This is a genomic window from Roseobacter insulae, from assembly GCF_019375555.1.
Classification (GTDB): Bacteria; Pseudomonadota; Alphaproteobacteria; order Rhodobacterales; family Rhodobacteraceae; genus Roseobacter; species Roseobacter insulae.
The window spans coordinates 55,197-81,484 of record NZ_JAHXDN010000002.1; the positions used below are offsets into that span (position 1 = coordinate 55,197).

30 protein-coding genes are annotated in these 26,288 nt (G+C 61.5%); 18 read left to right on the plus strand and 12 right to left on the minus strand.

Going from position 1 to position 26,288, the window contains the following annotated elements; translation table 11 throughout:
• Positions 1 to 19 precede the first annotated feature (19 nt).
• Both KX928_RS06370 and KX928_RS06375 read right to left on the minus strand, forming a co-directional pair.
• Positions 20 to 916, minus strand: a complete 897-nt coding sequence (locus KX928_RS06370) for a dihydrodipicolinate synthase family protein (protein ID WP_219500243.1) — start codon at positions 914 to 916, stop codon at positions 20 to 22.
• Between the two features lie 55 nt (positions 917 to 971).
• Positions 972 to 1,850 carry a PfkB family carbohydrate kinase gene (locus tag KX928_RS06375; RefSeq protein ID WP_219500245.1) on the minus strand — a complete coding sequence of 293 codons (879 nt, stop codon included), beginning with the start codon at positions 1,848 to 1,850 and terminating at the stop codon, positions 972 to 974.
• A gap of 133 nt (positions 1,851 to 1,983) precedes the next feature.
• Here KX928_RS06375 and KX928_RS06380 point away from each other — a divergent pair, with 133 nt between their 5' ends.
• The 5 genes from KX928_RS06380 (at position 1,984) to KX928_RS06400 (ending at position 6,521) form a co-directional block, all read left to right on the plus strand.
• On the plus strand, positions 1,984 to 2,847 hold the full coding sequence (locus KX928_RS06380) for a dihydrodipicolinate synthase family protein (protein WP_219500247.1): 864 nt from the start codon (positions 1,984 to 1,986) through the stop codon (positions 2,845 to 2,847).
• Entirely contained in the window at positions 2,844 to 3,500 is a 657-nt protein-coding gene (locus KX928_RS06385; RefSeq protein WP_219500249.1) for a GntR family transcriptional regulator, read from the plus strand. The genes KX928_RS06380 and KX928_RS06385 overlap by 4 nt, the downstream gene beginning before the upstream one ends.
• A gap of 76 nt (positions 3,501 to 3,576) precedes the next feature.
• On the plus strand, positions 3,577 to 4,569 hold the full coding sequence (dctP, locus tag KX928_RS06390; RefSeq protein ID WP_219500251.1) for a TRAP transporter substrate-binding protein DctP: 993 nt from the start codon (positions 3,577 to 3,579) through the stop codon (positions 4,567 to 4,569).
• Positions 4,570 to 4,665: 96 nt separating this feature from the next.
• On the plus strand, positions 4,666 to 5,229 hold the full coding sequence (locus KX928_RS06395; protein ID WP_219500253.1) for a TRAP transporter small permease: 564 nt from the start codon (positions 4,666 to 4,668) through the stop codon (positions 5,227 to 5,229).
• Positions 5,226 to 6,521 (plus strand): TRAP transporter large permease, encoded by a 1,296-nt coding sequence (locus KX928_RS06400; protein ID WP_219500255.1) that lies wholly within the window; start codon positions 5,226 to 5,228, stop codon positions 6,519 to 6,521. The genes KX928_RS06395 and KX928_RS06400 overlap by 4 nt, the downstream gene beginning before the upstream one ends.
• A gap of 41 nt (positions 6,522 to 6,562) precedes the next feature.
• Here KX928_RS06400 and KX928_RS06405 read toward each other — a convergent pair whose 3' ends face one another.
• Positions 6,563 to 7,216 carry a pyridoxamine 5'-phosphate oxidase family protein gene (locus tag KX928_RS06405; RefSeq protein ID WP_219500257.1) on the minus strand — a complete coding sequence of 218 codons (654 nt, stop codon included), beginning with the start codon at positions 7,214 to 7,216 and terminating at the stop codon, positions 6,563 to 6,565.
• A gap of 60 nt (positions 7,217 to 7,276) precedes the next feature.
• Here KX928_RS06405 and pdxR point away from each other — a divergent pair, with 60 nt between their 5' ends.
• Positions 7,277 to 8,719, plus strand: coding sequence for a MocR-like pyridoxine biosynthesis transcription factor PdxR (gene pdxR / locus KX928_RS06410; protein WP_219500260.1), 1,443 nt, complete (start codon positions 7,277 to 7,279; stop codon positions 8,717 to 8,719).
• An 85-nt stretch (positions 8,720 to 8,804) separates the two neighbouring features.
• On the opposite strand, the gene KX928_RS06415 is transcribed toward pdxR, so the two are convergent.
• Positions 8,805 to 9,356, minus strand: coding sequence for a fasciclin domain-containing protein (locus KX928_RS06415; protein ID WP_219500262.1), 552 nt, complete (start codon positions 9,354 to 9,356; stop codon positions 8,805 to 8,807).
• Positions 9,357 to 9,516: 160 nt separating this feature from the next.
• Here KX928_RS06415 and KX928_RS06420 point away from each other — a divergent pair, with 160 nt between their 5' ends.
• The 5 genes from KX928_RS06420 to KX928_RS06440 all read left to right on the plus strand — a co-directional run bounded on the left by KX928_RS06420 (position 9,517) and on the right by KX928_RS06440 (position 12,824).
• Positions 9,517 to 10,233, plus strand: a complete 717-nt coding sequence (locus KX928_RS06420; protein ID WP_219500264.1) for a cytochrome b/b6 domain-containing protein — start codon at positions 9,517 to 9,519, stop codon at positions 10,231 to 10,233.
• Position 10,234: 1 nt separating this feature from the next.
• Positions 10,235 to 11,026 carry a molybdopterin-dependent oxidoreductase gene (locus tag KX928_RS06425; protein ID WP_219500266.1) on the plus strand — a complete coding sequence of 264 codons (792 nt, stop codon included), beginning with the start codon at positions 10,235 to 10,237 and terminating at the stop codon, positions 11,024 to 11,026.
• 95 nt (positions 11,027 to 11,121) lie between these two features.
• Entirely contained in the window at positions 11,122 to 11,661 is a 540-nt protein-coding gene (locus KX928_RS06430; RefSeq protein ID WP_219500267.1) for a hypothetical protein, read from the plus strand.
• Positions 11,662 to 11,766: 105 nt separating this feature from the next.
• Positions 11,767 to 12,309: an RNA polymerase sigma factor gene (locus tag KX928_RS06435; protein ID WP_219500269.1), complete on the plus strand. Its 543-nt coding sequence runs from the start codon at positions 11,767 to 11,769 to the stop codon at positions 12,307 to 12,309.
• 20 nt (positions 12,310 to 12,329) lie between these two features.
• A complete protein-coding gene (locus KX928_RS06440) occupies positions 12,330 to 12,824 on the plus strand; it encodes a cupin domain-containing protein (RefSeq protein WP_219500271.1) in 495 nt (164 codons plus the stop codon).
• On the opposite strand, the gene KX928_RS06445 is transcribed toward KX928_RS06440, so the two are convergent.
• The gene (locus KX928_RS06445; RefSeq protein ID WP_219500273.1) at positions 12,821 to 13,273 is read right to left on the minus strand and encodes a prepilin peptidase; all 453 of its coding nucleotides are present in this window, start codon (positions 13,271 to 13,273) and stop codon (positions 12,821 to 12,823) included. The two genes, KX928_RS06440 and KX928_RS06445, sit on opposite strands and share 4 nt — an antisense overlap.
• Positions 13,274 to 13,505: 232 nt before the next feature.
• On the opposite strand from KX928_RS06445, the gene KX928_RS06450 reads away from it, so the two are divergent.
• Entirely contained in the window at positions 13,506 to 15,113 is a 1,608-nt protein-coding gene (locus KX928_RS06450; RefSeq protein WP_219500275.1) for a DUF4331 domain-containing protein, read from the plus strand.
• A 25-nt stretch (positions 15,114 to 15,138) separates the two neighbouring features.
• The gene (locus tag KX928_RS06455) at positions 15,139 to 15,369 is read left to right on the plus strand and encodes a hypothetical protein (protein ID WP_219500283.1); all 231 of its coding nucleotides are present in this window, start codon (positions 15,139 to 15,141) and stop codon (positions 15,367 to 15,369) included.
• Positions 15,370 to 15,440: 71 nt separating this feature from the next.
• Here the strand turns inward: KX928_RS06455 and gspK are convergent, their stop codons facing one another.
• Genes gspK through gspL form a run of 7 tightly spaced genes read right to left on the minus strand, consistent with a single transcriptional unit; the run spans position 15,441 to position 22,098 of the window.
• The gene (gspK, locus tag KX928_RS06460) at positions 15,441 to 16,259 is read right to left on the minus strand and encodes a type II secretion system minor pseudopilin GspK (protein ID WP_219500284.1); all 819 of its coding nucleotides are present in this window, start codon (positions 16,257 to 16,259) and stop codon (positions 15,441 to 15,443) included.
• Positions 16,256 to 16,744, minus strand: coding sequence for a PulJ/GspJ family protein (locus KX928_RS06465; protein ID WP_219500286.1), 489 nt, complete (start codon positions 16,742 to 16,744; stop codon positions 16,256 to 16,258). Before KX928_RS06465 ends, gspK begins: the two co-directional genes overlap by 4 nt.
• Entirely contained in the window at positions 16,741 to 17,808 is a 1,068-nt protein-coding gene (locus KX928_RS06470; protein ID WP_219500288.1) for a penicillin-binding protein activator, read from the minus strand. The genes KX928_RS06465 and KX928_RS06470 overlap by 4 nt, the downstream gene beginning before the upstream one ends.
• Positions 17,809 to 17,838: 30 nt before the next feature.
• On the minus strand, positions 17,839 to 19,029 hold the full coding sequence (locus KX928_RS06475) for a type II secretion system F family protein (RefSeq protein ID WP_219500290.1): 1,191 nt from the start codon (positions 19,027 to 19,029) through the stop codon (positions 17,839 to 17,841).
• 2 nt (positions 19,030 to 19,031) lie between these two features.
• Positions 19,032 to 20,495, minus strand: a complete 1,464-nt coding sequence (locus KX928_RS06480; RefSeq protein ID WP_219500292.1) for a GspE/PulE family protein — start codon at positions 20,493 to 20,495, stop codon at positions 19,032 to 19,034.
• Entirely contained in the window at positions 20,492 to 20,932 is a 441-nt protein-coding gene (locus KX928_RS06485; RefSeq protein WP_219500295.1) for a type II secretion system protein M, read from the minus strand. The genes KX928_RS06480 and KX928_RS06485 overlap by 4 nt, the downstream gene beginning before the upstream one ends.
• Positions 20,929 to 22,098, minus strand: a complete 1,170-nt coding sequence (gene gspL / locus KX928_RS06490; protein WP_219500297.1) for a type II secretion system protein GspL — start codon at positions 22,096 to 22,098, stop codon at positions 20,929 to 20,931. The genes KX928_RS06485 and gspL overlap by 4 nt, the downstream gene beginning before the upstream one ends.
• An 86-nt stretch (positions 22,099 to 22,184) precedes the next feature.
• Between gspL and gspG the strand changes: the two genes are divergently transcribed.
• From gspG to gspD, 5 genes are read left to right on the plus strand one after another with little or no spacing between them, the layout of a single operon-like run.
• A complete protein-coding gene (gene gspG, locus KX928_RS06495; RefSeq protein WP_219500299.1) occupies positions 22,185 to 22,661 on the plus strand; it encodes a type II secretion system major pseudopilin GspG in 477 nt (158 codons plus the stop codon).
• Positions 22,658 to 23,134: a prepilin-type N-terminal cleavage/methylation domain-containing protein gene (locus KX928_RS06500; RefSeq protein ID WP_257883618.1), complete on the plus strand. Its 477-nt coding sequence runs from the start codon at positions 22,658 to 22,660 to the stop codon at positions 23,132 to 23,134. Before gspG ends, KX928_RS06500 begins: the two co-directional genes overlap by 4 nt.
• A gap of 5 nt (positions 23,135 to 23,139) precedes the next feature.
• Positions 23,140 to 23,514 (plus strand): type II secretion system minor pseudopilin GspI, encoded by a 375-nt coding sequence (gspI, locus tag KX928_RS06505; RefSeq protein WP_219500302.1) that lies wholly within the window; start codon positions 23,140 to 23,142, stop codon positions 23,512 to 23,514.
• Positions 23,511 to 24,377 (plus strand): type II secretion system protein N, encoded by an 867-nt coding sequence (locus KX928_RS06510; RefSeq protein WP_219500303.1) that lies wholly within the window; start codon positions 23,511 to 23,513, stop codon positions 24,375 to 24,377. The genes gspI and KX928_RS06510 overlap by 4 nt, the downstream gene beginning before the upstream one ends.
• 5 nt (positions 24,378 to 24,382) lie before the next feature.
• Positions 24,383 to 26,281, plus strand: coding sequence for a type II secretion system secretin GspD (gene gspD / locus KX928_RS06515; RefSeq protein ID WP_219500305.1), 1,899 nt, complete (start codon positions 24,383 to 24,385; stop codon positions 26,279 to 26,281).
• The last annotated feature ends 7 nt before the right edge of the window (positions 26,282 to 26,288 follow it).

The window sequence follows — 26,288 nt, forward strand, 5'->3', positions numbered from 1 at the left end:
AGATGGAAAGCGGGCCGCGTCAGGACCGGCGCGCGATCTCATGTTCGAGCCGCAGGGCCGCATCCAGCGCGACGTCGGCTTCGACTTGCTGCACCGGATCGAAGCAGGCACCCGGGATACGGCACTTGCTCGTGCCGAAAAGGCCCTGAGCTTTCCGAAGCTCTTTGAAGAACCGGATACTGATGTTCACGTCCTGGTTCGAGAAATTCAGAATCGGCAACACCCTTTCAAACAGCTTTCGGGCGTCCGTGATGTTGCCTGATTTGTAATGCCGATAGATTGCTACATAGACATGTTCCAAGCCGGTGGGGATGAAGGCGTGAACGCCCCGCGCCATGGCGTCCATCAGCTGTGTTACGGCCCATCCGCCGCAAACATTCAGCGCGCCCTTCGTCGCCTTCAGAACCGCAGAATACTTCGGACCTGCCCGTTGGGTTTCGATCTTGAGCCATGAAAACCGCGGGATACATCCGTGCAATGCCACGATCTCATCAACGGACAGACCGCTGCCTGTCCAGTCCAGATCCTGCACCATCACGATGTCCGGTGCGGCGGTGCCGAGTTCGCGCAAAAAATCCCTTCTGCCGGACCCAGCGAGTTCGCGCGGCAACTGGATGCAAATACCGGGAACACGGTGCGACCGGGCGAACCGGGCGAGCTCCAGGCTCTCGGATATCTGTGGCGCGGTAACACTCGCGATGAACGGGATGCGGTTCGCCGTTGCGTCGCTTACGGTCGCGATAACGTCAGTTTTCTCGTCGAAGCTGAACGTGGAAGCCTCGCCCGCGACTGCCAGCCCTAGCATCCCGCCGCAACCTGCGTCGATGGTGTGATGGACCAGTTTGCGCAGCGCGTCGTGATCAATCGCGCCGCTGATGTCGAAAGGTGTGTTGAGGCTCGGAACAATGCCCTGCATATCCATCTTCTCCCTCTGAACCAGCCATTCTGACTGCGGCACGCCGGTTGCGCATTTACCGGGTCTTTTTTAGGTGCGCATCGACCTCTGGGCGGGTTGGTGGCGCGGTGCTGCCCCACGGGCGGCTGACCTTAACTGCTGCGGCCGCATTCGCCCAGCGAACCGCTTCGATCTCGGGCATCCCACGGACCAGGGCCAGGGTGAAGGCGCCGTGCCAGGTATCCCCGGCGCCCAGGGTATTGACGGCCTGCGTCGGAAACACCGGTACTTCGCTCAATGTCTGGCCATCGTGGCACAGCACAGATGAGGCGCCTCTTGTCACTGCACACCACGTCCGCATTTTTTTCGCGCTATTCGAGAGTGCTGCCGCGTCGCAGGCACCTGCGAAATCACGCAACCCCTGCTGGGAAAAGACCACATGGGTTGCAATCCCGAGGGCGTCTGAAGCGGGTTTTACCGGTGCTTCCGCGTCGAGGACGGCGGGCTTCCCCGTTTTGCGCGCCGCGTTCATGGCCACGGCGGCCAGGTCCGGCCAGCGTGTGTCCGCAAGGGCTGCGTCGAAGCGGAACGGATCGAGATGCGGGCAGGCTGGCACCTGATGCCGCCGGTTGATGACGGTCCTGTCGCCATCCGGCGTGATCAGCACCGCGGACAGCGATGTTGGTGCGTCCGGCAGAATTTGCAGATGTGTCGTGTCGATCTCTCGGCGGGCCATTTCTGCCAGAAGGAAATCCCCAAGCGCGTCAGCGCCGATTGCGCCTGCCACGCAGGCTTGCCCACCGAGCCCGGCAATTGTGGTTGCCGCGTTCAAAGCGCCGCCGCCGGTGATCATCTGTGCTGCGGATGCCCGGGTCTTGGTTCCCACGGCGGGGTAGCTTTCGATGTCAAAAACCATGTCGACCGCGATCAGCCCGGCGCAGAGAATTCGTGGCATCTGGGGTCACTCCTCCGCCGGCTGCCGGTTGTGCTTTTAGAGTTATATCTAACATGTCAGATTGACAGTCAACGCGCAGCCACTAACATGACGGTATGGTACAACTGTCTTTCCACCCATCGGACGCGTCCTCGTGAGCTTTGGCATTTCAGCGGCACTGCTGACGCCATTTTGCGCGGATGGCAGTATTGATCGGGCAATGCTGCGGGCGCATGCAACCGGTTTGCTGGATGATGGCCTGACCCGTGTGACGCTGTTCGGTACCACAGGTGAAGGAGCATCCATCGGTTTCACGGAGCGTTCAGAGGCGATCGCGACCGTGGTGGACAGCGGTGTTGCCCCGACAGGAATAACCCTTGGCCTGTGTGCCTGCGCGATCCCGGACGTGCTGGCACAGGTCGGGCAGGGCCTGAGCTCTGGCATCACCGATTTTCTGCTGCCACCGCCGTTTTACTTCAAGGGCCTGGATGACGCGGGAGTATTCGCTTGGAATGCGCAGCTGTTTCGCGACGCGGACGCCCGCGCGAAGTTCATCCTTTACAACATCCCGCAAGTGACCAGCGTACCGCTGTCTGTGCACTTGGTCCACAGATTGCGCAGGGCGTTTCCAGAGCGGGTGATGGCGATCAAGGACAGTTCAGGCGACTGGGCCAACACGCAGGCATTGCTGAAGCACCGGGATATTCCCGTCCTCGTCGGAGACGAACGTTTGTTGCACAAGGCCGCCGCTCTGGGGGCTGCGGGGTCCATTTGCGGCATGGCAAACCTCTATCCCCGGCGCTTGCTGCAGGTGTTTGAAACGCATAAGGAGGATGCCGATCTCTGCGCTGAGGTGGACCGGATCGTATCGGTCCCCGTGATCCCCGCGCTCAAGCTGATCATAGCGCGCATAACGGGGCACGCGGACTGGGAGAATACGCGACCCCCGTTGCAGGCGCTGTCCGGCCAGGCGCGGGCTGCAATCATGGCGGGGATGTCCGGAAAGGTCACGGCATGATCACGGCCCCCGAACCGCGCCTGCGAGACCACGCTTACTCCAACTTCACTCAGAAACTGCTGGCGCGTGACATTCGCCCCGGTCAGATCGTGTCGCAGCGCGAGCTGGTGGAACTGACGGGCATGCCGCTGGGCGCTATTCGGGAAATGATCCCGAGGCTAGAGGCCGATGGGCTGATAAAAACAGTGCCGAAGCGCGGGCTTCAGGTGCTGTCCATTGATCTCGATCTGGTGCGCAATGCGTTCCAGCTGCGCCATATTATCGAAGGCGAGGCGGTGGCTGTCTTCTGCGCGCAGGCGCCAGCCGAAGACATCGACCGCCTGACGCAAGAACATTTCGACATTCGAGAAGCGGCCACCGCCAACATGACGCCCGCCGTTCTGCAGCGGGCACAGCAAACCGACTGGGCGTTTCATGACCTCATCATCGATGCGATGGGCAACCCGATCATTTCGGACATTCACCGGGTGAACGCGATCAAGATCAGGCTGATCCGCAATTCGGACACGCGGATGTTGCCGGAGCTCGTTGTGCCGGTGCTGACCGAGCATCTGGCGGTGTGCGCGGCGCTGAAAGACCGCAATTGCACAGAGGCCGTCAGGGCAATTCATGCACATATCGACAGCGCAAAGAGACGTGCACTAGGAATTTAGCTAAGCATTTCGCGGGGCCGACCCGTGGAAAAACAAGCGGCATCAAGGCCGCACTACAACCGGAGGAGACATTATTATGACCCCATTTACCAGACGTGCTCTGATGGCGGTGACCGCGGCCTTGCTGGCCATCCCCGCCTACGCCGAGGACAAGATCAAGCTGCGCATGTCGACACCCGCATCAGAAACCGATCAGCGCTCGGTGGCACTTGCCGAAGTCTTTGCGCCCGCGGTTGCGGATTTTGCAACCTACGAGCCGCACTACAATGGATCGTTGATTGCGCAGAGTTCCGAACTGGAAGCGATTGCTTCGGGAGACCTTGAAATGTCGATTGCGTCGGCGCAGGAACTGGCGCAGTTCTTCCCCGAATTCTCCATCTTCGCGACCGGCTACGTGCATCAGGACGCCGCGCATCAGGTTGCCGTTTTCAACGATCCCCTGATGGCGCCTTTCAAACAGAAAGCGGAGGATGAACTGGGCGTCAAATTGCTGGCGGTGATGTATTTGGGGCGGCGCCACGTGAACCTGCGCCAGACCAAGGATGAACTGACCGTGATGACGCCATCGGATCTGGCAGGTGTGAACCTGCGGATGCCCGGCACGGATGCATGGCAATTCCTTGGCAAGGCGCTGGGCGCAAACCCGACACCGATGTCGTTCACCGAAGTCTATACCGCCCTGCAAACCGGCTCGGTGGACGGCCAGGACAATCCGTTGCCAACTGTCGTGGACGCGAAGTTCTACGAAGTGACCAAGCAGATTGCCTTGACGTCGCATCTGGTCGACCTGAACTACGTCGCCTTTTCCAAGGCTGTCTGGGATGAGCTCTCGCCAGAGCAGCAGGCCACCGTTCAGGCCGCGGCCGAGGCCGCCGCGGAAAGCGGGCGGGTCAAGCAACTGGAAAAAGAGGCTGATCTGGTGTCCTTCCTCAAGGAGCAGGGTCTGGAGGTCTACGAGCCCGATCTCAAGGCGTTTCGCGACCACGTGCAGGCCCAATACGCAGGGTCCGACCTCGCGGCGAGCTGGCCCGATGGTGTGCTGGACAAGATCAACGCGCTTGGGAATTGATCGCTTGATCCAACAGCACAGAGGCGCTTGGACGACGCCCCTCGATAACCGGGCGGGGTGTATCTTCGCCCGGGTCTTTTGTGCGTGAGCCCGTTCATGACCAAACTTCTTTCCGCATTGGGGCATTTCGCAAGGGCGATCGCGGCGGCCATGATGGCGCTCATGTTCCTGACCTTCGTGCTGCAGATCGCGGTGCGGTATTCCGCACGCCTTGAGTGGGTGCCGGAACAGTTTCCCTTTCTCGAACCCTCGCTGTACGGGTGGACGCTGGAATTCTGTCTGCTGTTGTGGGTGTGGCTGATCTTCTGGGGCAATGCGTTTATTGTCCGCGATCAGGACCACGTCACCTTCGATATTCTGTTCCTCGCGGTGCGGCCAGCGGTGCGGCGTTGGTTCATCATCGTGTCGGGATTGGCCATTACCGTTGGGCTGGCCCTGTCGATAGAACCCACATGGTCGAAATTCTACATCCTCCGGCTGAAAAAGACCGCGACGCTGTCCAGCGTATTTGGTGACTGGATTCGCATGCGCGACATCTATGCGGTCTACATTCTGTTTCTGGTCGCCGTCTCCCTGCGGTATGCCTGGGCGGTCTACCGCGCCGCGCGACACGGTGTCGAGGCGCCGACACCCAAGAGCGTCGGAGACGCGCAGAAATGAGCGTCGAGTTTTTCGTCTGCATTGCGACGCTGTTCTTTCTGGCGGGAATTGGCGCGCCCATCGCTTATGCCATTCTGATTGCGTCGCTCGGCTACCTTGCCATCGCCGGGCAGGGTATCGGCATCGCCGGCAAAGTCCTGATGGACGGGCTGTATCAAAGCTTCATCCTGCTGGCGGTGCCCTTGTTCATTGTTGCCGCCAACATCATGAATGCAGGCACGATCAGTGATCGCCTGCTCGGCTTCTGCGTCGCGCTTGTGGGCCGGTTTCGCGGCGGGCTTGGCCACGTCAACGTGGTCGCCTCACTGATCTTCTCGGGCATGTCCGGCTCTGCCGTGGCGGATGCGGCGGGCATCGGGAAAATCATCATCGAGATGATGACCAAAAGCGGCCATTACACACGTGGATATTCAGCAGCAATCACGGCGGCGTCGGCAACAATAGGCCCGATCATTCCACCTTCTATTCCCATGGTCCTTTACGCGTTGGTGTCAAATACGTCCATTGGGTACCTGTTTCTTGGTGGCATCGTCCCGGGGCTTTTGATGGGGCTTGTGCTGATGGGCATGAACACCTTTCTGTCGCACCGGCGCGGGTTTGCGCTGGAAGATCCCGTGCCCCTGTCGGCACTTCCCGGACGCACGGTGAACGCGTTTCCCGCGCTTCTGATGCCTGCCATCCTGCTTTATGGAATCTACGGCGGTGTCACCACCCCGACCGAGGCCGCCGCCGTTGCCGCCTTCTACGCACTCCTGCTGGCATCGCTGTTCTACCGGGCCCTCAGTTTCCGTGCGCTTTACAGCATATTGGTGGAAAGCGCGCGGTCTTCGGCCGCGGTTGGCCTCGTGATCGGCGGTGCGCTGATCCTCAATTACGTTGTCGCGTCCGAAAACATTCCCAGCCTGCTGGCCGCCCGCCTTGTCGGTCTGGAGATTGACCCCCTTCTGTTCCTGTTGGGGATCAATATCCTGTTGCTGCTGCTCGGGTGCGTGCTGGATGCCACGACGATCATTCTGGTAATCATCCCGCTGTTCCTGCCGACATGCCGGGAGCTTGGCATTGATCTGGTCCACTTCGGCGTCGTAGCCGTGGTCAATTGCATGATCGGCCTGATCACGCCACCCTACGGGATACTGCTGTTTGTTCTGAACGCTGTCACCCGCATCCCGCTGTCTGAAATCATCCGCGAAATCTGGCCCTTTCTCGCGGCGCTTTTGGTGGCGCTGCTGGGCCTTGTTGTCTGGTCTGACCTTGTGCTGTGGCTGCCACGGCTCTTCGGATATGCAGGATAGCGACCAACGGCCTGATCGGGGGCCATGCGACAGGACCCGCCTCATCCCATCTTGAAGTCCGTCACATGGCGCGGCACCTGCAGACCTTCGATGTTTCGGGGGTCCGGCACCGGCGCGCCGATTTCAGTCCGTACCGGAATGACCCCTGCCCAGATCGGCAGCGCATAGTCTTCCTCCTCGTCGATCGCTCCGCCCGTGCGGATCTTGGCGCTGCCCTCCTCGATCTTCATGCCAAGCACCATCGTGGCTTTCAGATCCTGCGCGTGGTCAGGGCGCAGCATTTCGTAGCGACCGGGAAAAAGGCCGTTCACGAAGCGACCGAGTTTTTCCAGCTTGGCCTCGGGGTCTTCGACCTTGACCGCAGTTCCGAACAACATGACGGAGCGGGTGTTTGCAGAATGGTGCATGCCGGAGCGCGCCAGAACCAGACCATCCAGAATAGCCACCGTCAGGCACACATCCGCATCTCTGGACGCGCGCAGGGCCCGGCTGGCAGACGATCCGTGCCAGTAGATGTGATTGCCTTCGCGCCATTGCAGCGTCGGCGTGACATAGGGTTTGCCGTCGATGATGTATCCTACGCTGCACATCGGTTGGGCATCCAGAATGGCGTTGACCGTTTCCCTGTCAAAATGCCCGCGTTGATGCAGCCGGCGCAGGCGGGAACGGTTGGTGATCGGTAAGCTCTGGGTCATTGGGAGGTCCTGCGTTCTGTGTTGCGGCACGACCCCTAGCGCGGTATTGGATATGATAAAATGGCCAATATAGAACAAAAATTACAGTCCAATCTGGATGCGAAGCTCTTTGCGCTTACGCTCGACAGGCGTGCACCGAAACCCTTGCACCTGCAGTTGGCCGATGCCCTGCGTGACATTATCCTCAGCGGCGGGGCACTGTCGGGGGCCCGCCTTCCGGCCAGTCGTGGTCTTGCGGGTGAGCTGTCGGTATCGCGCATGACGGTCACCACCGCCTATGATCAGCTCCTCGGCGAAGGATACCTCTCGGCGCGACGCGGCGGGGGCACTTTCGTGGCCGACCACCTGCCACACCTTGCGCCGCCACGCGGGGTAAAACCGCGTCTTCCTCAGCGGTCAGCCGACTGGCGTCCGTTCCAACCGGGCCTGCCCGATTGGGCTCTTTTCCCGCATCGCATCTGGGCGAGACATCTGGAACGGTCGTGGCGAGCGCCGGCACCGGGATTGCTGGCACAACCGGATCCGCTGGGATGGTTTCCCTTACGTGCCGCCATCAGCGAGCACCTCTCGGCCTGGCGTGGGCTGGAATGTGATCCCGAACAGGTGGTGATCACGGGCGGCGCATGGGACGCCTTCGACATCGTGTTCCGGGCCATCCTTGCACCCGGGCAAAATGTGGCGGTCGAGGATCCCGGGTGGTCGCCGCTGCGCCACATGCTGACCCGATCAGACATCACTCCCGTGCCGATCCGTGTTGGTACCGACGGGCTTGATGCGCATGACATCGCCCGGGATATCGCGGCGGCGGTGGTTACGCCCTCGCGACATTTTCCAACCGGTGTCTCGATGTCTCTGGCGCGACGGGTGACGCTTCTGGATTGGGCGCGGAGCACAAGGGCGCTGATTGTCGAGGATGACTACGACAGCGAATTTCGGTATCAGGGGCAACCTTTGCCATCGCTGTCCGGTCTGGATGGTCTCCGGAACACGCTGTACCTCGGCAGCTTTTCCAAACTGCTGAGCCCCGCATTGCGGATCGGATACCTTGTTGTGCCGACAGCACAGATCGACCCGGTCAGATCCTACTTGTCCTTGACGGGGTCCCGCGCCTCTTTGGTTCCGCAACCGGCGCTGGCAACCTTTATGGACAGTGGCGAGTTCGCAACCCATCTGCGCCGCATGCGCCGGACCTATGCCAAGCGGCAGGCCTGTCTTGTCTCGGCGCTGGCGCCGCTTGCCGATGACCTTGTTGTCACGCCGGACCCGTCGGGCATGCACCTGTGTTGCCCGCTGGCTCCGGCGCTTGCGGACATAGCGACCGACAAGGATGTTTCCGAGCTTGGCGCGGCACATGGGCTGACCGTCAGGGCCTTGTCATCGCATGCGGTGCTGCCTGATCCGCCGCAGGGTGTCCTGCTCGGATACGCGGCTTTCGATGAGGACGCGCTGCGCGAAAGTGCCGAGGTTCTGACGGGTCTGATCCGACAGGTGCACGTCAGGTGACGGAGGCGTCAGGAAAGCGCTGCCCCGGGGCGAGATCGACCGAAGGGGAGCAGCGCCCCCTTCGGCCCGCGCTGGGTCAACCTGGTTACTTGGGCAGAAGAACAGTGTCGACAACGTGAATGACGCCATTTGACTGGTTCACGTCGGCGATGGTCACGCGCCCTGCGTTCCCGCTTTCGTCGTAGATGTAGAGCGTGCCGGACTTGACCTGAGCGGACAGGGCATCTCCCGACAGGGTGTCCAGATGAAAGAAGCCGTCAGCGCTCGCCCGTGCCTTGGACATCAATTCCGGACCGGACAGTTTCCCCGCGACAACATGCGCCGTCAGAACCTTGGTGAGTGTCCCCTTGTTTTCCGGCTTCAGCAGCGTTTCGACAGTGCCGGACGGCAAGGCAGCAAAGGCATCGTTGACCGGCGCAAATACCGTGAACGGACCGTCGCTCATCAACGCGTCAACTAGGCCCGCGGCTTTCACAGCGGCCACAAGCGTTGTGTGGTCGGCAGAGTTCACAGCGTTTTCAACAATGTTCTTGTCCGCGAACATCGGTGCACCGCCAACATCGGGATTGGCCGCAAAGGCGACGCCGCCCAGCACAAGCGCGGCGACGGTGGAAGACAGTCTAAGTGTTCGGATCATTTGAGTTCCTTTCATTTCTGATCATCCCCTCTGCATGGCGAGGGACTGACCAAGAGACGCGAGGTCGTTCAGGAAAGTTTCACGGGCCACAAAAACGCCGCCGCTGAAACTCTGCGGGAACCGGACACGTAGTCTTGGGCATCAGGCAGGAGGGACGCAGGTGACGGCAATAACCGACAAACGAGGGCGCTGGGTAAAGAGACAGACGCGCACCACACGCATCACCCACTGGATATGGGCCTTGTCCGTTTTCTTTCTGATGGGGTCCGGCGCCCAGATTTTCAACGCGCATCCGGTTCTCTATTTCGGAGACCAATCCGGGTTTGGTTTCGACAACACGGTTTTCTCGCTGGCCGGCGAGGGCAGGGCCCTGCCAGGATGGGCAACCATTCCAAGCGGTGTGGATCTGGCGACGGGCCGGGTGGTTCACTTCTTCTTTGCCTGGGTCTTTGTCGTCGCGTTTCTGGTCTGGTGCGTTGGCGCAGTCGCGTCTGGCCACATGTGGCACGACCTGATGCCGCGCCGGGCTGACCTGCGATCACTCGCGGGGGACATCCGGCAACACGCGCAATTGCGGTTTCACCATCGGCGCCGCTACGGACCCTTGCAGAAGCTCAGCTACGGTGCGGTGCTTTTCGGTCTGTTTCCGCTGATTGTCGCCACCGGGCTGGCCATGTCGCCGGCGATGAACGCTGCATTTCCGTGGCTGCCGGAGATACTGGGTGGCCGCCAGACCGCACGAACACTGCACTTTGCAGCGGCGACCGGAGTGGTGCTCTTCATTCTGGTTCACGTCGTGATGGTGCTGCTGGCCGGGCCGGTCAATGAAATGCGGTCGATGCTGACCGGGTGGTACAAGCTTGATGAAGGAGAATGACATGACGCGGAAAATCCTTACGCGGCGGCGCGCCCTGCGTCTTGCGGGTGCCGGGCTTGCGACCGCGTCGATGAGCGGATGCAAGGTGCTCGACAGTCTCAGCGATCTCGGGAACCCCGTCCGGCAATACATGGAGCGGGCCAATCAGCTGACGTTTGCCGCGCAGCGCGGTTTGCTGGACCGCGACGCGCTTGCCCGGGAATTCACCGCATCGGACATACGTCAGCCGCAGCGACCCAATGGCGTGACGAACCCGCAGGATGCGGCGTATCTTGAACATGTCTCCACCGATTTTGCCAACTACCGCTTGGTGGTCAGCGGACGGGTTGCGCGACCTCAAAGCCTGTCCCTGGCAGATCTCCATGCAATGCCGGCCCGGCGACAGATCACGCGGCACGACTGTGTGGAGGGCTGGAGCTGCATTGCACAGTGGACCGGTGTGCCACTATCCGAAGTCCTGACGCGGGCCGGTGTCGAGGCGGGCGCGAAATACATTATGCTGCATTGCTTCGACACCATCGAGCGCAGCCTGTCTGGCGGCGTCAAATACTACGAGACGATTGACATGGTCGACGCGATGCACGCCCAGACCATCCTCGCATACGGGATGAACGGGGCGACGCTGCCGGTTCCGAACGGAGCGCCTTTGCGACTGCGTGTGGAACGGCAACTGGGATACAAGATGGCCAAATACATACGGGCGATAGAAGTGATAGACGATTTCAGCGCCATCGGTCGCGGACGTGGCGGTTATTGGGAAGACCGTGGCTATGAATGGTACGCCGGAATCTGACCGCGTGCTGACGCGGGGTTAACTGCATCCGTTGGCGGCCCGGCTCCGTCCTGCAAGGAAACAGCACCCATAACCTGTGACGATGACGCTCAAAAATGAACCTCGGATTGCACATGCTATCGTTCCTGCGCCGGCAGCGCGGCAGTGAGGCGGCGGAACCCGCACCGGAAGACCTGCGTCTGCTTGCGCCCCTGTCTGAGTTGCTGGAAGAAGCCCGGCCCGGTCAGGGCTTGCTCGATAACATCGAGTCCGAGCTCAACGCGGTGCCGGGACGAAAAGCGATCGGTTCGAAGCGGTTGGGAGTAACAGCCGCGCCAGTCCTGTACTTCGCGGCCGGGATTGTCACCGCCGCTCTTCTGACCGTCGCGGGCAATGTGGTTTTTCGGGATGACCCGCAGATTATCCTGCGCCCCTCGCAAGAGGAAAACTGGCTGCCGCTTGGCAGCGTGTCGTTGCACGGTGATGCGCTACGAACTTTTGTTGCAAGCAAATGCCGTGGGCAATCGCATCTGGTGATCAATCTAAGTGGTTATCTTGAAAAGGAAAACTCCCGCAATTCGCCACGGGTCGGTGGGATTGAGACCAAACCTGTGATGACCGCCCAGGAAAAAATCATGATGGGGTGCATCCGTTAGCGCTCCGCTCCCGTCCTTGCTTGATGCCAATAGAACGGGGAGACTATCGTGGGAGTAACCAGACTGGTGCCCGCCTCGGAATCTGAGAAGAGCGAAACGAAGCCTATGGCTGCGACAGAACAATGCCGACAACTGGCGCAGTTGCTAGCGGCCTGTGCGGAGGGCGACCGGGCTGCGTTTCGCAGGTTCTACGATCTGAGCGCGCGGTATGTATACGGGGTCATCCTCGCCATCATGCGAGATCACGACCTCGCCAAGGAAGTGGCCCAGGAAGCCTTTGTGCGGATGTGGAAAAGGGCGCATCAGTATCGCCCGGAAAGTGGCAATCCGCTGTCTTGGATCGGCACCATCGCGCGCAACTGCGCCATTGACCGCCTGCGATCGGAAAGAACGCGCGGGTTTGTCGAATTTACCGATGATGTTCCCGAACTATCGGACCCGGTTGATCCCGCAAGTCACACGCTGGACAGCCTCGTGATCCGTCGCCTGCTTGCCGATCTGCGCCCGGACCACCGCAAGGCGCTTATGCTTTGCTATTTTCAGGGATACACCTACATCGAACTTGCAAGTGTGATGGACATACCGGTCGGGACTGCCAAAAGCTGGGTGCGACGTGGATTGGCAGCTTTGCGAGAGGCAATGGAATGACACAGGACACCGACAACATAATGCGTTCACTGGATAAAATGGTAAGCAACTTCAACACGATTCCGGCCATTCCCGGCACGATGCCACAATTTGGGGACGGTTCGGATGACCTGTTCGCGCAGCTTGCTCCGCTGACACAATCCCTGCCCGACGTCGCGCCGCCCGCGGATCTGCTGGCGTCAATTGAGGCCGAGCTGGATGCGGAACCGGAGGAGCCCACCCATGTGCAGCGATCTGATGAGGGCGAGTGGGTCCAGCGCGCTGACCTGATCTGGAAAAAGATACTGACCCGTGACCCGGAGAGTGGGCGTTGCATGTATCTTTTGCGTTGCCTTCCCGGTGCCCGGATCAAGCCGCATGTGCATGGGCGTGCCGAACACCTGTTCATAATTGAGGGCGAATTCTGGATGAACGGCAAGCTGTTCATGGCAGGCGATGCGCAGTGTTCCTTGCCGGGCACGGAGCATCACGAGATCACGATGCCGAACGGATGCCTCGTTCTCGTCAGCGCCTAACCCGGCAGCGAGACCATCCAATGCAGCAAAAAGCTGGCCGACAGCCACGGGCCGAAGGCCAGCTTTCGCCGTTTCAGAACAAGCGCATAGGCGAGGGCCGAGAGCGCCGAGAGCGCGACAACGCCGGGCAGGGCGGCCCATCCCAACCATGCGCCAGCCGCGCCGAGCAGCTTGGCGTCGCCAAGACCCAGGCCGTCGTCGCCGGTGCGGCGGTGATAATATGCGCCGAGCGCGGCAAAAACCCCGAACCCGAGGAGCGCCCCCCAGACATGTGCAAGCGGAACCTCGGCTGTCGTGATCATCGCGGTAACGATGCCTGACACCGCCAGTAGTGCGTTCGCTGCGTTTGGAATGCGCAGATATCTCAGGTCATAGAGGCTCACCCAGCCCAGCAGCGCCAAGAGCCAGATCGTCGCAAAAATCTGCACCGGGTCCGGGTGTTCGATCATGGCCATACTCCGCAAAAATGTCGTCTTACACAGCAATACGGCGCGCTTCGGGAATTTGTTGCAAAGGCTGAAACTAAATTCTGAAGCGCCCCGTTTTAGTGAATACAGCTTGAATATTCCCACAGCGGAAACCCCGCGACCGGACTGAAACCGCTGTCGCGCAGAGCCCAGGCAAAAGACGCATCTTTTGCCAACGGAGAAGCTTTGCGTGGAACAAACGTGAGGAAAGAAAATGAAATTCAAACAACCCCTAGCAATGAGCAGCCTGCTTGCTGCCGCCATCATGGCCGCAGCCGCGCCCGTGGGCGCGTCCTCTCACCGGGAGGCGCCGGCGATCACCGAGCACCCGAAAGTGGACGGCACCGACTTTTACATATTCCGCAGTTATGAGCCCGGTCGCGAAGACTATGTGACCCTGCTGGCCAACTACCAACCTTTGCAGGTGAACTACGGCGGCCCCAGCTACTACACGATGGATGCGGACGCGCTTTACGAGATTCACATTGACAACGATGGTGACGCGATCGAAGACCTCACGTTCCAGTTCGAATTCGACAACCAGCTTGCTAACGGTGGTGCCGGCATCGGGCTGGATATCGACGGTGAGCAGGTGGCCATTCCGCTGAAAATCGCCGGGAAAATCCTGCCGAATGACCAATCGCTTCTCAACGAATCCGAGAGCTATGGCATTACCCTGGTCGAAGGCGACCGTCGCAGCGGTGTGCGCAGTGTCGTGACCCGCGCCGGATCGGCAAATGCCTCCTTCGTCAAACCTCTCGACCACATCGGTGTCAACACGCTGCCCGACTATGACGCCTATGCGGATCAATACATCTACGACATCGACGTGCCTGGATGTGACATGCCGGGCCGCGCCTTCGTGGGGCAGCGTTCGGACGGTTTTGCCCTGAACCTCGGCGAAGTCTTTGACCTGATCAATCTCGTGCCCATCGAAGGCGACAGCGCCCCCGGCGCAGGCGACGGTGGCGGTCAGGACGGTGGTATCACGCAAAGCCGCGACAACGATGACGTGTTCGGCAAGGTCAACGTTTCCACCATCGCCCTGGAGATGCCGATTTCCTGCCTGACCTCCGGCGATGAAACCGTGATCGGTGGTTGGACAACTTCGAGCCTTGCACAGGCCGAGTTGGAAGACGCGACACCCGGCTATGAGGAAACGTCGAGGATCGGCGGTGCCTGGGTTCAGCAGTCGCGGATTTCGACGCCGCTGGTGAACGAGATCGTTATTGGCATCCCGGACAAGGACCGTTTCAACGGGTCCGAGCCGATTGATGATGTCGATCTGGCCACATATGTGACCAATCCATCGTTCCCGGCGCTTGTGGATCTGTTGTTCCGGACGCCGCTTGGCGCATCCGACAACATCGCCCCGTCGAACTTTCCGCGTCAGGACCTTGTCACGACTTATCTGACCGGCTTTCCCGGGCTGAACCAGCCTGCGAATGTCCAGCAGGGTGAGATGCTGCGTCTGAACACGGCCATTGCGCCGACCCCGCGTGCCGATCAGCACACGCTTGGGGTTGTTGCAGAGGACCTGGCAGGTTTCCCGAACGGGCGCCGTCCGGGTGATGACATCATTGATGTGTCCTTGCGTGTTGCGATGGGCGCGTTGTGCCATCCGGTACCGCTGGGCGCAGAACTTGGCGTTGAGGGCGCCGTCGATGGTGAAGCAAGCGATCTGATCAATCTCGGTCTGTGTGCCGAGGAAGATGCACCGGTCGGCACAGCGGCTTTCACTGACGGGGCGCCGATTGCGGCAACGGAGCTGCAAAACCGCTTTCCGTACCTGAACTCGCCGATCCCCGGATCGCCCAACTGATCTTGCAACGGGAAAGGACCTTCACATGAAGAAACTCTCACTTCGCACCGCCTGCCTCATGCTGCTTGCGACAGGCCTTGTCGCCTGTGGCGGGGGCGGCGGGGGTGGCAATGGCGCCACTGGTCTTGCTGCTGCTCTCTCGGCTCTGGGCAGCGATTTCCAGATGGCGTTCAACCAGGGTCGGAACGATGCACCGATCAACGTTGATCTGGCCACACTGACCCTGAACCGCACAGCGGAACCGTTCGAGTTCTGATCACTAACCCAAGACGATCGTCGAACGAGGACGCCGCCGGAGCATTCCGGCGGCGTCATTCGTTTGCGCCATCACGGGCGGGGCAGATCCGTTATCAGGCCGGTTTTCGGATCACGCAGCAGCCTGCGATCATAGCCGACAGACGTCTGACCGACGACAGCGGACACCTGAACGTCGAAGACATCGGAGCGCCAGCCCGCCAGTGCCGGCTGCACCAGCCCAAGGGATGCGAGATCATCCCGTGTCAGGAAGCCTTGTTTCATCCGGCGCGCGCTCAGGCTGCGGGCCACGACGGCATTTGCAAAGACCGCGGCAAGCACCGGCTCTGGCGCGGTGTTGAGGTTGATCGACGCGCCAGCGGGCAGCGCCGTGACATATGGATCGAGGGCCTCGACAAGGCGGGGGGCAATCCCGAATTTACGCAAGCTGGCGGCAGAGGTCAGCGGCCCCTTGGCCTTCACGATCTCAGTGATCTGTCTGCCGAGATCCGGCGGTAGTTCCAATACCTCCAGAAGGGCCGAGAAAACCCTTTGGTGCGCAATGGCGCCCGGCTGCAATCCATTGAGGTCGAAACGCCCCTGCGCGTCGCTGACGCGAACGGAATAGGTGCCGAAGTCGAAGGTAACCGGTTCCTGCGCGATCTGCGCCCAGGGTTCCTGCAGATGGTCGCTGGCGGGTGTTTCCTGCGCGTCACGCCGCAGGGCGGATCGGAGAGAGGCCACGCCGCCCTTCGCCAATGCGAATGCCTGCGCCCTGTCCCTTGCTGCAATTGTCCGGTCGATGGCCGTCTCTTGCGTGCTCAGCATTGCCTGAACCAAGGCTGCGGACACCGCCATGACCATCAGAACGTTGACGAGGGCCACGCCATGCTCGCCCGGGCGGCGTGTCATTCCGACACCGGCGGGATCTGCGTCAGCGCAACCAGCTTGGAAACCGCGACCGAGGTATCGCCCGTGGGGGCCAACAGAACCTCCACCGCGGCATCCGCGCCATTGCCCGGGGCAATGACGCGCCAGCGCATCGCGGCCGGGGGCGGCAGAAGCTGCTGATTGAAAGCGGGGCGATCAGGTTTCCTGATTTGTCGCATCACCCCGTTTGCACCCGATTTGTACGTGATACGGCCATCACCGGTCGCAAAGGAAAATCCGGTTTCAGTCTGCGAATGTCCGCCCTGCGCCCGCAGCGCGTCGAGCTCGAAAACGCGCAAGGCCAGGCCAATCCCGGCGTAGCTGTCCAAACGCCCGGACGTCTGACGATCGGTCCGCACAATCGTGTCCAGAACACTGTAACCTGCAAGGCCGATCAGGGCGAAAACGGACATCGCGACAAGCATCTCGATCAGCGTGACACCGGCCTCGGGTGCGCGCACGCTCATGCCACCTTGCGGAGCTGGCCACCTTTCATCTGAAGCATGGCGAGGTCCCGTGCGCAGGTCCGGTCCTTGCGGAAGGCACATTGCCCCAGCAGCCCGTCGAGCGGCTCTCGCGCGGTCATCTGAACCCGTCCATTGCGGTCCCGCGGCAGGGCGCTGGCAAACATGACAGCGTCCACGGCAAGCCCGGAGATGATACCCATCTCTTCGCCCAGTGCACTGCGGTATGTCGCGGACAGGCTGGTGAAAAGCTGCGGGTCCGGGCCCGCAAATGTGAGGGTTTCGATTCCCTTCAACGCCTCGGATGGGGCATCGGCCCATTGCAATGAGCCGATGACGCTGATCCCCGCGTCCGCGGCAATGCGCGCGGCACGCCTGCTGGTCGCGTCAGATGTCGGTAAGTAGAGGCTGTCAGGCAGCTGCCCCGCGCCCCGTGCCCGAAGCGCCGCCAGCAGGTTGTCGGTGTCCTGCATTCCTACAGCCGGAATGGCGGTCATCCTGTTGGCCTTCGCCGCGCGGGCGAGTGCCTCGGCCGACTGGCCCCCGAAATCGCCGCTTGGTTGCAGTATCGAAATGCTGCGTGCGCCCTGCTTTGCGGCAAAACCGGCAGCGGCCTTTGCCGACTGCGCCGGGGTTACACCGAACACCCATGCCCCCGACGCGGCCAAGCGGTCATTGTTGGAGAGGGTCATGATCCGGGCTTTTGGCGCGCTCTCCAACACGGCTGTCGTGTGATCGGAGAAAAGCGGGCCGACGATTACCTCGGCGCCAGCGGCAACGGCCTGGGCGGCGGCGGTCGCAGCACCTTGCGGCGAAGGCCCGGTATCAAAGATCTCCACCCGCTGCGGCAGGCCACTGCGATCTTCGACCAACCAAACCGCCCGCGCCATGGTCTGACCGAGGTCGGCGCGGGGGCCGGACAGGGGCAGCAGCATGGCCGTTCGCGGTGGGCGTGAGACCGGAGCGTTTGCAGGATCGGAGGTGGCACACCCCGCCAGGATCGGCAAGGCTCCGACCGTTGCGAGACGCGCCAGAAAAGAGCGGCGGGAGTAAGCGTGACCGGGCATTTTCAGATCCTTTCAGCATAAAGAGCGGGTTCAGCCCACAAGGTTGTTGAGGTTCACAATGGGCAGCAAAATGGCGAGGACGAGCAACATGACGATGCCCCCCATGAGAAGAAGCACCAGTGGTTCCACCAGTCCGACAAGCGCCTTGATCATCGCCTCAAGTGACTGCGCAGTGTCCGCGGAATAGCGCGCGAGGGTGCGCGGCAGGGTGCCGCCTGCCTCGCCGCTGGCGATCATCGTGATCATCATGGGCGTAAAGACGGTGTGACGCGCCAGCGCCTGCGACAGCGCCGCGCCATCCCGCACGGCACTTGCAACCTCTCTCAGCGTGGCGCGGTATGACAGGTTGCTCACGGTCCCGCAGGCAGCCTCCAGGGCGTCGTTCAGGGTGACACCGCTTTGTGTCAGGGTCGCGAGGGTCCCGGAGAACTGTGCCGACGCGATCTGTCGAGGGATCCGGTTACGGATCAGGAATCGATGCCATGACAGGCGCACTTCGGGCACCTCAAGCGCCCGCCAGATACCGGCACCGGCGGCAGTCAGCAGCGTGATCATCCAGGGCCACCAGACGATCAGGCCGTCACTCAGGGCAATCAGCCCTCTGGTCAGGCCGGGCAGGTCTGCGCCCCGGCTTGCGAAGACACGGACGATGTCAGGCACGACAAACACGAGCAGCGCGGTCACAACCGCCAAAGAGACCAGCGCCAGAATAGCCGGGTAGATCAGGGCGAGCTGTACGCTGTTCCGGTTCTGGGACCTTGTTTCGACATGATCTGCAAGATGCCCCATCACCGCGCCCAGCCGTCCGGCGGTTTCGCCTGCGCGCACAGAAGCGGTGTAGAATGTGTCAAAGGTTTTCGGATGCTTGGAGAGACTGGCAGCAAAGCTCTGCCCGTCGAGGATACCCGCCCGCAAATCATCCGCGATGGCGGTCAGTCTGGCGCCGGATTGCCGGGCCACGGCGGTCAGGGCGTCATCCACCCGGACCCCACTGTCCAGCAGCGTTGCCAGTTGGCGCGTCATCACCGCCAATTCGGCTTGCGACAACGACTGCCGGACGGGCAGGTTCAGTTTGATGCGGGCACCTGCCGACCGGACGTCCAGCGGAACAAGCCCCTGTGACCGCAGGATCTGCGCGGCTGATTGAACATCCGGCGCCGCGACTTTGCCGCGACGGGTTTGCCCGGTCTCCGAGACAGCGGTGTACTGGAACCCGGGCATTGTCAGGCCCCGCTCTCATAAGCGACGCGCAAAACTTCCTGCGGTGTTGTCAGCCCGGCGCGAATCTTGTCCATCCCGTCGTCGATCAGGCCGTGAGAGGTTTTGCGTGCTATCGTCACGAGTTGCGCCTCGGACAGACCATCGACGATACCGCGTTCCAGTTCGCCAGTTCCTTCGATCACCTCATAGAGCGCAACGCGCCCGCGGTAGCCGGACTGAGCGCAGGCAGAGCACCCGGCACCCTGGTGCGTGACCTCGTCCCCGGATGCGCCAAGCGATGTTGCCTCGGCGGGTGTGAGTGCTCGTGGCGCACTACAGCCCGGACAGATACGCCTGACAAGGCGTTGCGCGACAAGCCCGCGCACCATAGGGGCAAGCAAGAAGCGTTGAACGCCGAGGTCAACCAGCCGCGCAATACTGCCGACAGCGGTGTTGGTGTGCAGCGTGGAAAGCACGAGGTGCCCGGTCATTGCGCTTTCAACCGCGATCCGCGCCGTCTCGCCGTCACGTATTTCGCCGACCATGATGACGTCAGGGTCCTGGCGCAGGATGGCGCGCAGGCCTCGTGCAAAGGTCAGCTCTGTCGCCGCGTTCACCTGCATCTGGCCAACGCCTGCCAAGGCATATTCGATCGGATCCTCGATCGTCATGATGTTGCGCTGACGGTCGTTCAGGGCGTCCAGCGCCGCATATAGGGTCGTGGTCTTGCCCGACCCGGTTGGGCCGGTGACAAGAACGATCCCATCCGGGCGGTGCAGAATGCGTTTGAATGCGTCGCGGGCCTGTCTTCTCATGCCAAGGCTCGACACGCCGGCGCGGGTCTGGCCCCGATCCAACAGGCGCAACACTACACGTTCGCCATATTGCGCCGGCAGAGTTGAAATCCGAACGTCCAATTCGTACTCACCAACCCGAAGGGATACGCGCCCATCCTGCGGGATACGTTTTTCCGAGATGTCCAGCCGCCCCATCACCTTGATACGACTGGACAAAAGTGGTGCCAGCGCCCGAGAGGGCTCCAACACTTCGCGCATCACGCCATCAATGCGAAACCGGACCACGAGGCGCTTTTCCTCGACCTCGATGTGAACGTCGGAGGCGTTTTCGCGGATCGCCTCCAGCAAAAGCGCGTTGATCAGACGGACAACCGGGGCGTCATTGCGCTGATCGAGCAGGTCATCGACAGCAGCGGCGCTGTTGGCCAGCTCCGCAAGGTCCACGCCTTCGGCATCGGCGCTGGCCGCCGCGCCGGCTGCATCATGTGCGCTGTCGCGATACTGCTTTTCGATGTGATCGGCGAGAACAGTCGACGAGACCTTGCGTAGCCGCAGCAGGTTGCTTTGATACCTCTGTGCTTCGATCACCGCCGCAACCGGCGTCTTGTCGGTCATCAGGCAGGTTTCACCGTCTTCCAGCACGACCAGATTGTGATCACGGGCAAATGCGTAAGGAACAGGGCCGGTCATCGGGTGGGCTCCAAGGTGAGCCGCGCCGCGACAGTGCCGGGAGCCGTACGGCGAGCCATGTCAACGGAGGCGATGCGCAAGCCGTCCTCTTCGGTCAACGTGGCCATCCATCCGATGACAGAGGCATAGGGCGCGTCATCCAGCGTGACCGTTATGGCCTCGCCCACGGGTTCAAGGCGCCGAATACCGATGCCGGCAGTGTCGGCGCGCCGGGTCAAAACAGAGGAGAGGGGTTGTTGCGCCGGTTCAGGGATGTCCGCGACAGATTCACTGGCAAGCAGATCAGCGATTGCATTCGCTTTGCGAATCCGTGTCAGACTGTCATCCTTTTCCTCACGCAGAGGCAGGATCGCGAGGCTTAAGACCGCCCAGCCCAAGAGCGCGACTACACTGCAGGACAGAAGCTGTTTTTCGCGTTTTGTCAGCGTGCGGGTCATGGTCTGTCGCGCACCTGGATAAGCACTTCGGCGCCTCCGTCGGTTGCGGTGGCGGTGCCGCTGGTGACCTCCAGTCCCGCGGCCATCAAGGCCGCTTCGGCGGCTTGCAGGGGTTCGAATTCGGTACCCTGGACCAGCAGGGTCAGAACCCCCTCTCGGGCACCGTACCGTAGTTCGCGAAACGTTATCATGCCAAGCTGAGGTTTCAGAGCTTGGGACACATGTGCGAGAATTGTCATGAACGGATCCTGTTGCCGGGGCGCTCCGTTGCGCGCGAATTGTGCTGCTATCAGGCGAAGCGGCTGATCCGGCGACAGGCCGGGGGCGTGGTGATCAAGCTGTGTTGCGATATCGGTCATCCGGTCGTCAGCGATCTGCGTCAGAGCGCGGGTGTTTGCGGCCAGTAGCGACATGTGTCCAAACCCGGCAACGAATGTTGCTGCGATTGCCAGCCGCAGAACCCGACGCGGCGCTCTTCGTCGGTGCAGGTACGGCCCATGCCGCAGATCCAACAGCAGATCGTCGGGGTCGACGGCCGGCGGTTGGTGGGACAGGTCAACCACCGCCGGTCCGTTGGTGACCGGGCCTGTGAGTGAATACAGATCAGGCTTGCCAGCAAGGCGCCAAAGGGCTGTCAGTTCATCGGCATGGCAGACAAAACCGGTGCCATCGGCGGCGCGCGCATGAACGATACCTTCCGCCTCCCACAGGTTCCATGCTGGTTTGTCCACCACGGGTTTCGGGATGCCCAGCGTATCCGGAAGAACGATCCCCGGGTGCGCCCGGTCGCGCACCACCTCGGCAAGCACGGCGTCATCACAGACGGCCACCAGATATCGATCAGACCCAAGGCAGGGGCCCACCGCGACATGCGCGTTTCCCGTTGTGTCGCAAAGCTGACCTGCCACGGCGAATGTCGCGGCCCGCGCACGTTGCCGATGTGACTTGAGCGGCAGGGCGACACTCAGAAGAGAGACGCTGGCACCGGGAACGACGATGGGTGTGGGGCGGTTTTTCTGCGAGGCACAGTCGGTAATGCGACGGGCAAGAGCCGCAGCTACGGAGGGCGAGACAGCGCGGCGAGGGCGTGCGACAAGCGCCCGCGAGGGTGTGTCGGCCGCGCAGCCTTCGGATGCCGAGCAGCCGTCATCGAATTGTGTAAACATTTGTTTTTCCACAATAAAATGTCTTTTCAGCACGATCTTTTGTGCCTATGTACTCAGAATTACGAGACTCATAAGGAAAAGGTTTCATGACCCAACTTGCAGGAAAAACCCGCCCCACCCGCGCAAGGGACGCGGGCGTCACACTGATCGAAATGATGGTTGTGCTTGTGATGATATCGGTTGTCGCGGCCATCATCGTTCCCAATGTGATCGGGCGGCCGGATGAAGCGCGTGCCAGCGTCGCGCAAACCGATTTGCGATCCATCGCCAGCGCACTTGAGCTTTACCGTCTGGATAATCGTACCTATCCCACCACGTCCCAGGGGCTTGCCGCACTGGTGGCGCAGCCGGTCAGCCCGCCGGTTCCGCGCAACTGGGCGCAGGGCGGATACCTGACGACTTTGCCGCAGGATCCCTGGGGCAATGCGTACGTGTACCAGTCGCCAGGAGTTGTCGGCGCATTTGACCTGATGTCGCTGGGCGCGGATGGAACAGCCGGGGGCCAGGGGACGGCATCGGACATCTCGCTGGATGGGCGGCAGGCCGCCGTTCAGTCCCGATGACGTCAAGGCCGGGCAATGGTGGCGTGACCCTTATCGAAATGCTGGTGATGCTTGTCGTGATCGGGATCATGGCAGGCGCTGTCACCATATCCTTCGCCCCAAAACCCAAGGGCGCGTCCGCGGAACTGATATCTCTCAAGCTGGTCGCCGATCTGCGCCGGGCCGTGCAATATTCCCTGAGTCACCAGCAGGGTTTCGGCGTGCTGGCGGGGTCAGAAGGTTACCGCTTTGTGGTTGAGGGCACCGATGGATGGGGGCCGCATCCGCATTCCGCCTTGCGAGATCTGAAACCTTTTCCGAGCTCCTTGCGTATCTCGATGCAGGACCATGACAATGTGGTCTTTGCCGTGTCGCGACATCTGGTGCCGGAAGGCAATCCACCGTGGCAGGTATCATTCGGGCAGGGGAGCTTTGCGCAACAGGTGATCTTTGACGGGATCACCGCGCGGATTGTTCCTGCAGGCGGAGACTAGACAGGATGCAAAGAGATCAGGAGGCTGGATTTACCCTCATCGAAGCCCTTGTGGCTCTTGGCATCCTGTCGACCGCCGCCGTTTTTCTGCTTGCGGTCACCCAAACGCATACAACCCGCATTCGCGATATTGCCGACCGCGGAACCGCCCTCTGGGTGGCCGAAAACCGGCTGGTTGCCTTGGAACTGGGCATGACGGATTTGCCGGATGAAGTCACGATGTTGGGCAGTAACTGGCACGTCAGAACCGCGCGGTCGAAAACAGCGGATCCGACACTGGAGCGGGTCGATATCCGGGTGGTTCCGGGCGATGCGCGCGCGCAGGGTGCGGCGGCGCTGCTGACCGGATTTGTGGAAATCCGGAAGGCGGGTGGCGTGTGAAAATCGATATGTGGTTCGCGGTACAATTGGGCATTGCAGCGGCTGTGATCGGATCGCTTGGCTGGGCGGCGCCACCGGTCATCCGGCATTCGCTGGGCGTCGTGATGGTGGAGAAATCCACGCCCACCCAAGAAGCGGAACCCGAGGCTGAGGCGAGGGCGCTGGATTTATCGGCGGTTCTCGCTTTGGCCCCCTTCGGACGCGCCGCACCCTCGGCCGACGCCGCGGCGGGCGCACCTGCCGCCGCGCTGCCCGATATTGCGCTGAAGGGCATTCTGTCTGCGGCCCAGGAGGATGCATCCATTGCGCTGATCGCGGTGGCCGACGTCCAGGGATTATACCGGGCCGGTGATCCGCTGTCCGACACCATTCAGGTGGAAGCTGTGGCGAGAGATCACGTGATGATCCGGGCGAATGGGCGGCCCCTGCAACTGCTGTTTGACGAAGTTCCCTCGGCAGACGACGGGGAAGCCCGGGATGAAGGTACGGAAGTGTCACTCAATGACCGCCTGCGCGCGGCAACGGTGGTGGCTGACCGGTCTGCGCGCACGAGTCCTCCTGAAACAACCGCTGAATACATCAGCTACTGGCGTCGGAAGATCCGCAAGAACCCGCAGGCGGTTCTGGATCAGATCGGGCTGGAAGCCGCGGGCGACGGCTACCGGATTGCTCAGAAGCACGACCGCGGCGTAAGGCTGGCGGGCCTGCAGGCGGGTGATCTGGTGCGCAGCGTCAATGGTCGCGCAGTCGGTAATCCAGACGAGGATCGTCGCGCCTATGACGCGATTGCGGCCTCCGGTCAGGCGCGGCTCGAAGTACAACGCGGCGATAAAATCCTCACGTTTTCCTTTCCGCTGAGGTGATCGGGATGAGAGGGTTTGGTTTAGCACTGATTGCCGGCTTCTTGATGGTGTCACCCCTGTTTGCACAGGCATCAGAAGAGGAGTTCGTCATAAATTTGCGCGATACGGAGATCACGATATTGGCCGAACAGGTGGCCGAGATCAGTGGCCGTACCCTGATCGTTCATCCGGATCTGCGGGGCGAGATCACGGTCGTGTCAGCCGACCCGCTTGATGCAGAAGGTGCATGGGAGCTGTTCCAGTCGATCCTGCGGGTGCGTGGTTTTCAGGCTGTGCAAAGTGGGGCGATCTGGCAGGTGTTACCGCTTGATGCCGCGCGCACGGCATCACGCGTCAGCGGTGCGCAGAAACCCGGCAGCCAGGATTTCGTGACCCGGCTGGTGCCGTTGAACCGGTTACCGGCCAGCGAGGCGGTGCGGGTTTTGCGCCCCCTTGTGGCCGCGTCGGGTTCTATCGAGGCGCTGGAAGAACCCAACGCCGTGCTCATCACAGATACCTTTGAAAGCACGGCAAAGATCATGCAACTCGTCGCGGACCTGGATCAGGAAGATATGCGGCAATCACGTGTCCTGCGTTTCAAATATGCCGAAGCAGGCGTGATCGGTGTGGCCATCGCCGAAGTGCTTGGGCCGGATCCCACGGGCGCACGGCTGTCCGTCGACCCAGGGTCAAACACGCTGCTTGTCAGAGGCTTGCCCGAGGACCTTGAAGAGATCGAAGCGCTCGCACGGTCCATGGACATTCCGCCCGAAGAGAACCCTCAGGTCGCGCTCAATACCGAGGTGATCCGCCTGCGATTTGGCGAGGCAACGCAGGTGGCAGAGCTGGTGCGGGCGACGCTGGAAGGTTCCGCGGGCCTTACCAACCCTGTGGCCGACAGTCTGGAGAACGACAGCTTGCAGAGCGTAGCGGCATCCGCAGACACGCCGGAGGTGTCCGTGCAGGCGTCGACGGAACTGAATGCCGTTGTGGTGCGTGGCACTAATGCACAAATCCGCGAGGTCGTTGCCCTGGTCACCCGGCTGGATCAGCGGCGGGCACAGGTGTTGATCGAGGCGGCAATTGTCGAAGTGTCGGGCGATGTTGCGCAGCGGTTGAGTGCGCAACTGGGGTTTGGTGATCTCGCCCCGCCGGGCGGGCTGGCGGCCACGTCGTTCAGCAATGGTGGCGTCTCTCTGGGGTCGGTGCTGTCGGCCATTGGCGTGCCGAATGCATCGCTTGCACCGCCGGGGGGCACTTTCAGCATCGGCAATGACAATTTCGGTTTGCTGTTGCAGGCGCTGAACCAGACCAGCAAGGCGAACCTGCTGTCCACGCCGTCACTGACGACGCTGGATAATCAGGCCGCCTCCATCGTGGTGGGTCAGAATGTGCCGTTCAGAACCGGCTCCTTCGCCACCGACGGAAATACCGTGCAGCCCTTTACAACCATTGAGCGGCGCGATGTCGGCATTACCATGAATGTCCTGCCGCGCGTCAATGCGGGCGACGTCGTGCGTCTTGATATCAGTCAGGAGGTGTCGTCGCTGGTGAATGCCAATCTGGAGGGGGCGGCTGACCTGATTACCAACCGGCGCTCCATTCAGACCAGCGTGCTGGCGGACGATGGCGCAACAATCGTTTTGGGCGGCCTGATTACGCGCGACGATCTGGAGAGCCTGCAAAAGGTGCCGGGTGCGGGCGATATTCCGCTTCTCGGGAACCTGTTCAGATCGCGCAGCACGACAAAGAACCGTCGCACGCTCTTTGTCTTCCTCAAGCCGACGATCCTTCGGTCTGCTCCGGATATTCGCAAAACATATGATGCGCGCCTGAAAGCGCTGAGCGGCGCCCGTGCGGAACAGCGCGGCGGGTCGAAAAGCAACCGCGCGCCTGTGCGGCTGGAAATTGGGGGGCTTTATTGATGAGATA

Bases quoted from the DNA above. Each gene is read 5' to 3' on its own strand.
- KX928_RS06370 (WP_219500243.1), bottom strand. From the start codon at position 916: ATGCAGGGCATTGTTCCGAGCCTCAACACACCTTTCGACATCAGCGGC.
- KX928_RS06375 (WP_219500245.1), bottom strand. From the start codon at position 1,850: ATGCCACGAATTCTCTGCGCCGGGCTGATCGCGGTCGACATGGTTTTT.
- KX928_RS06385 (WP_219500249.1), top strand. From the start codon at position 2,844: ATGATCACGGCCCCCGAACCGCGCCTGCGAGACCACGCTTACTCCAAC.
- dctP (WP_219500251.1), top strand. From the start codon at position 3,577: ATGACCCCATTTACCAGACGTGCTCTGATGGCGGTGACCGCGGCCTTG.
- KX928_RS06395 (WP_219500253.1), top strand. From the start codon at position 4,666: ATGACCAAACTTCTTTCCGCATTGGGGCATTTCGCAAGGGCGATCGCG.
- KX928_RS06400 (WP_219500255.1), top strand. From the start codon at position 5,226: ATGAGCGTCGAGTTTTTCGTCTGCATTGCGACGCTGTTCTTTCTGGCG.
- KX928_RS06405 (WP_219500257.1), bottom strand. From the start codon at position 7,216: ATGACCCAGAGCTTACCGATCACCAACCGTTCCCGCCTGCGCCGGCTG.
- pdxR (WP_219500260.1), top strand. From the start codon at position 7,277: ATGGCCAATATAGAACAAAAATTACAGTCCAATCTGGATGCGAAGCTC.
- KX928_RS06415 (WP_219500262.1), bottom strand. From the start codon at position 9,356: ATGATCCGAACACTTAGACTGTCTTCCACCGTCGCCGCGCTTGTGCTG.
- KX928_RS06425 (WP_219500266.1), top strand. From the start codon at position 10,235: ATGACGCGGAAAATCCTTACGCGGCGGCGCGCCCTGCGTCTTGCGGGT.
- KX928_RS06430 (WP_219500267.1), top strand. From the start codon at position 11,122: ATGAACCTCGGATTGCACATGCTATCGTTCCTGCGCCGGCAGCGCGGC.
- KX928_RS06435 (WP_219500269.1), top strand. From the start codon at position 11,767: ATGGCTGCGACAGAACAATGCCGACAACTGGCGCAGTTGCTAGCGGCC.
- KX928_RS06440 (WP_219500271.1), top strand. From the start codon at position 12,330: ATGCGTTCACTGGATAAAATGGTAAGCAACTTCAACACGATTCCGGCC.
- KX928_RS06445 (WP_219500273.1), bottom strand. From the start codon at position 13,273: ATGATCGAACACCCGGACCCGGTGCAGATTTTTGCGACGATCTGGCTC.
- KX928_RS06450 (WP_219500275.1), top strand. From the start codon at position 13,506: ATGAAATTCAAACAACCCCTAGCAATGAGCAGCCTGCTTGCTGCCGCC.
- KX928_RS06455 (WP_219500283.1), top strand. From the start codon at position 15,139: ATGAAGAAACTCTCACTTCGCACCGCCTGCCTCATGCTGCTTGCGACA.
- gspK (WP_219500284.1), bottom strand. From the start codon at position 16,259: ATGACACGCCGCCCGGGCGAGCATGGCGTGGCCCTCGTCAACGTTCTG.
- KX928_RS06465 (WP_219500286.1), bottom strand. From the start codon at position 16,744: ATGAGCGTGCGCGCACCCGAGGCCGGTGTCACGCTGATCGAGATGCTT.
- KX928_RS06470 (WP_219500288.1), bottom strand. From the start codon at position 17,808: ATGCCCGGTCACGCTTACTCCCGCCGCTCTTTTCTGGCGCGTCTCGCA.
- KX928_RS06475 (WP_219500290.1), bottom strand. From the start codon at position 19,029: ATGCCCGGGTTCCAGTACACCGCTGTCTCGGAGACCGGGCAAACCCGT.
- KX928_RS06480 (WP_219500292.1), bottom strand. From the start codon at position 20,495: ATGACCGGCCCTGTTCCTTACGCATTTGCCCGTGATCACAATCTGGTC.
- KX928_RS06485 (WP_219500295.1), bottom strand. From the start codon at position 20,932: ATGACCCGCACGCTGACAAAACGCGAAAAACAGCTTCTGTCCTGCAGT.
- gspL (WP_219500297.1), bottom strand. From the start codon at position 22,098: ATGTTTACACAATTCGATGACGGCTGCTCGGCATCCGAAGGCTGCGCG.
- gspG (WP_219500299.1), top strand. From the start codon at position 22,185: ATGACCCAACTTGCAGGAAAAACCCGCCCCACCCGCGCAAGGGACGCG.
- KX928_RS06500 (WP_257883618.1), top strand. From the start codon at position 22,658: ATGACGTCAAGGCCGGGCAATGGTGGCGTGACCCTTATCGAAATGCTG.
- gspI (WP_219500302.1), top strand. From the start codon at position 23,140: ATGCAAAGAGATCAGGAGGCTGGATTTACCCTCATCGAAGCCCTTGTG.
- gspD (WP_219500305.1), top strand. From the start codon at position 24,383: ATGAGAGGGTTTGGTTTAGCACTGATTGCCGGCTTCTTGATGGTGTCA.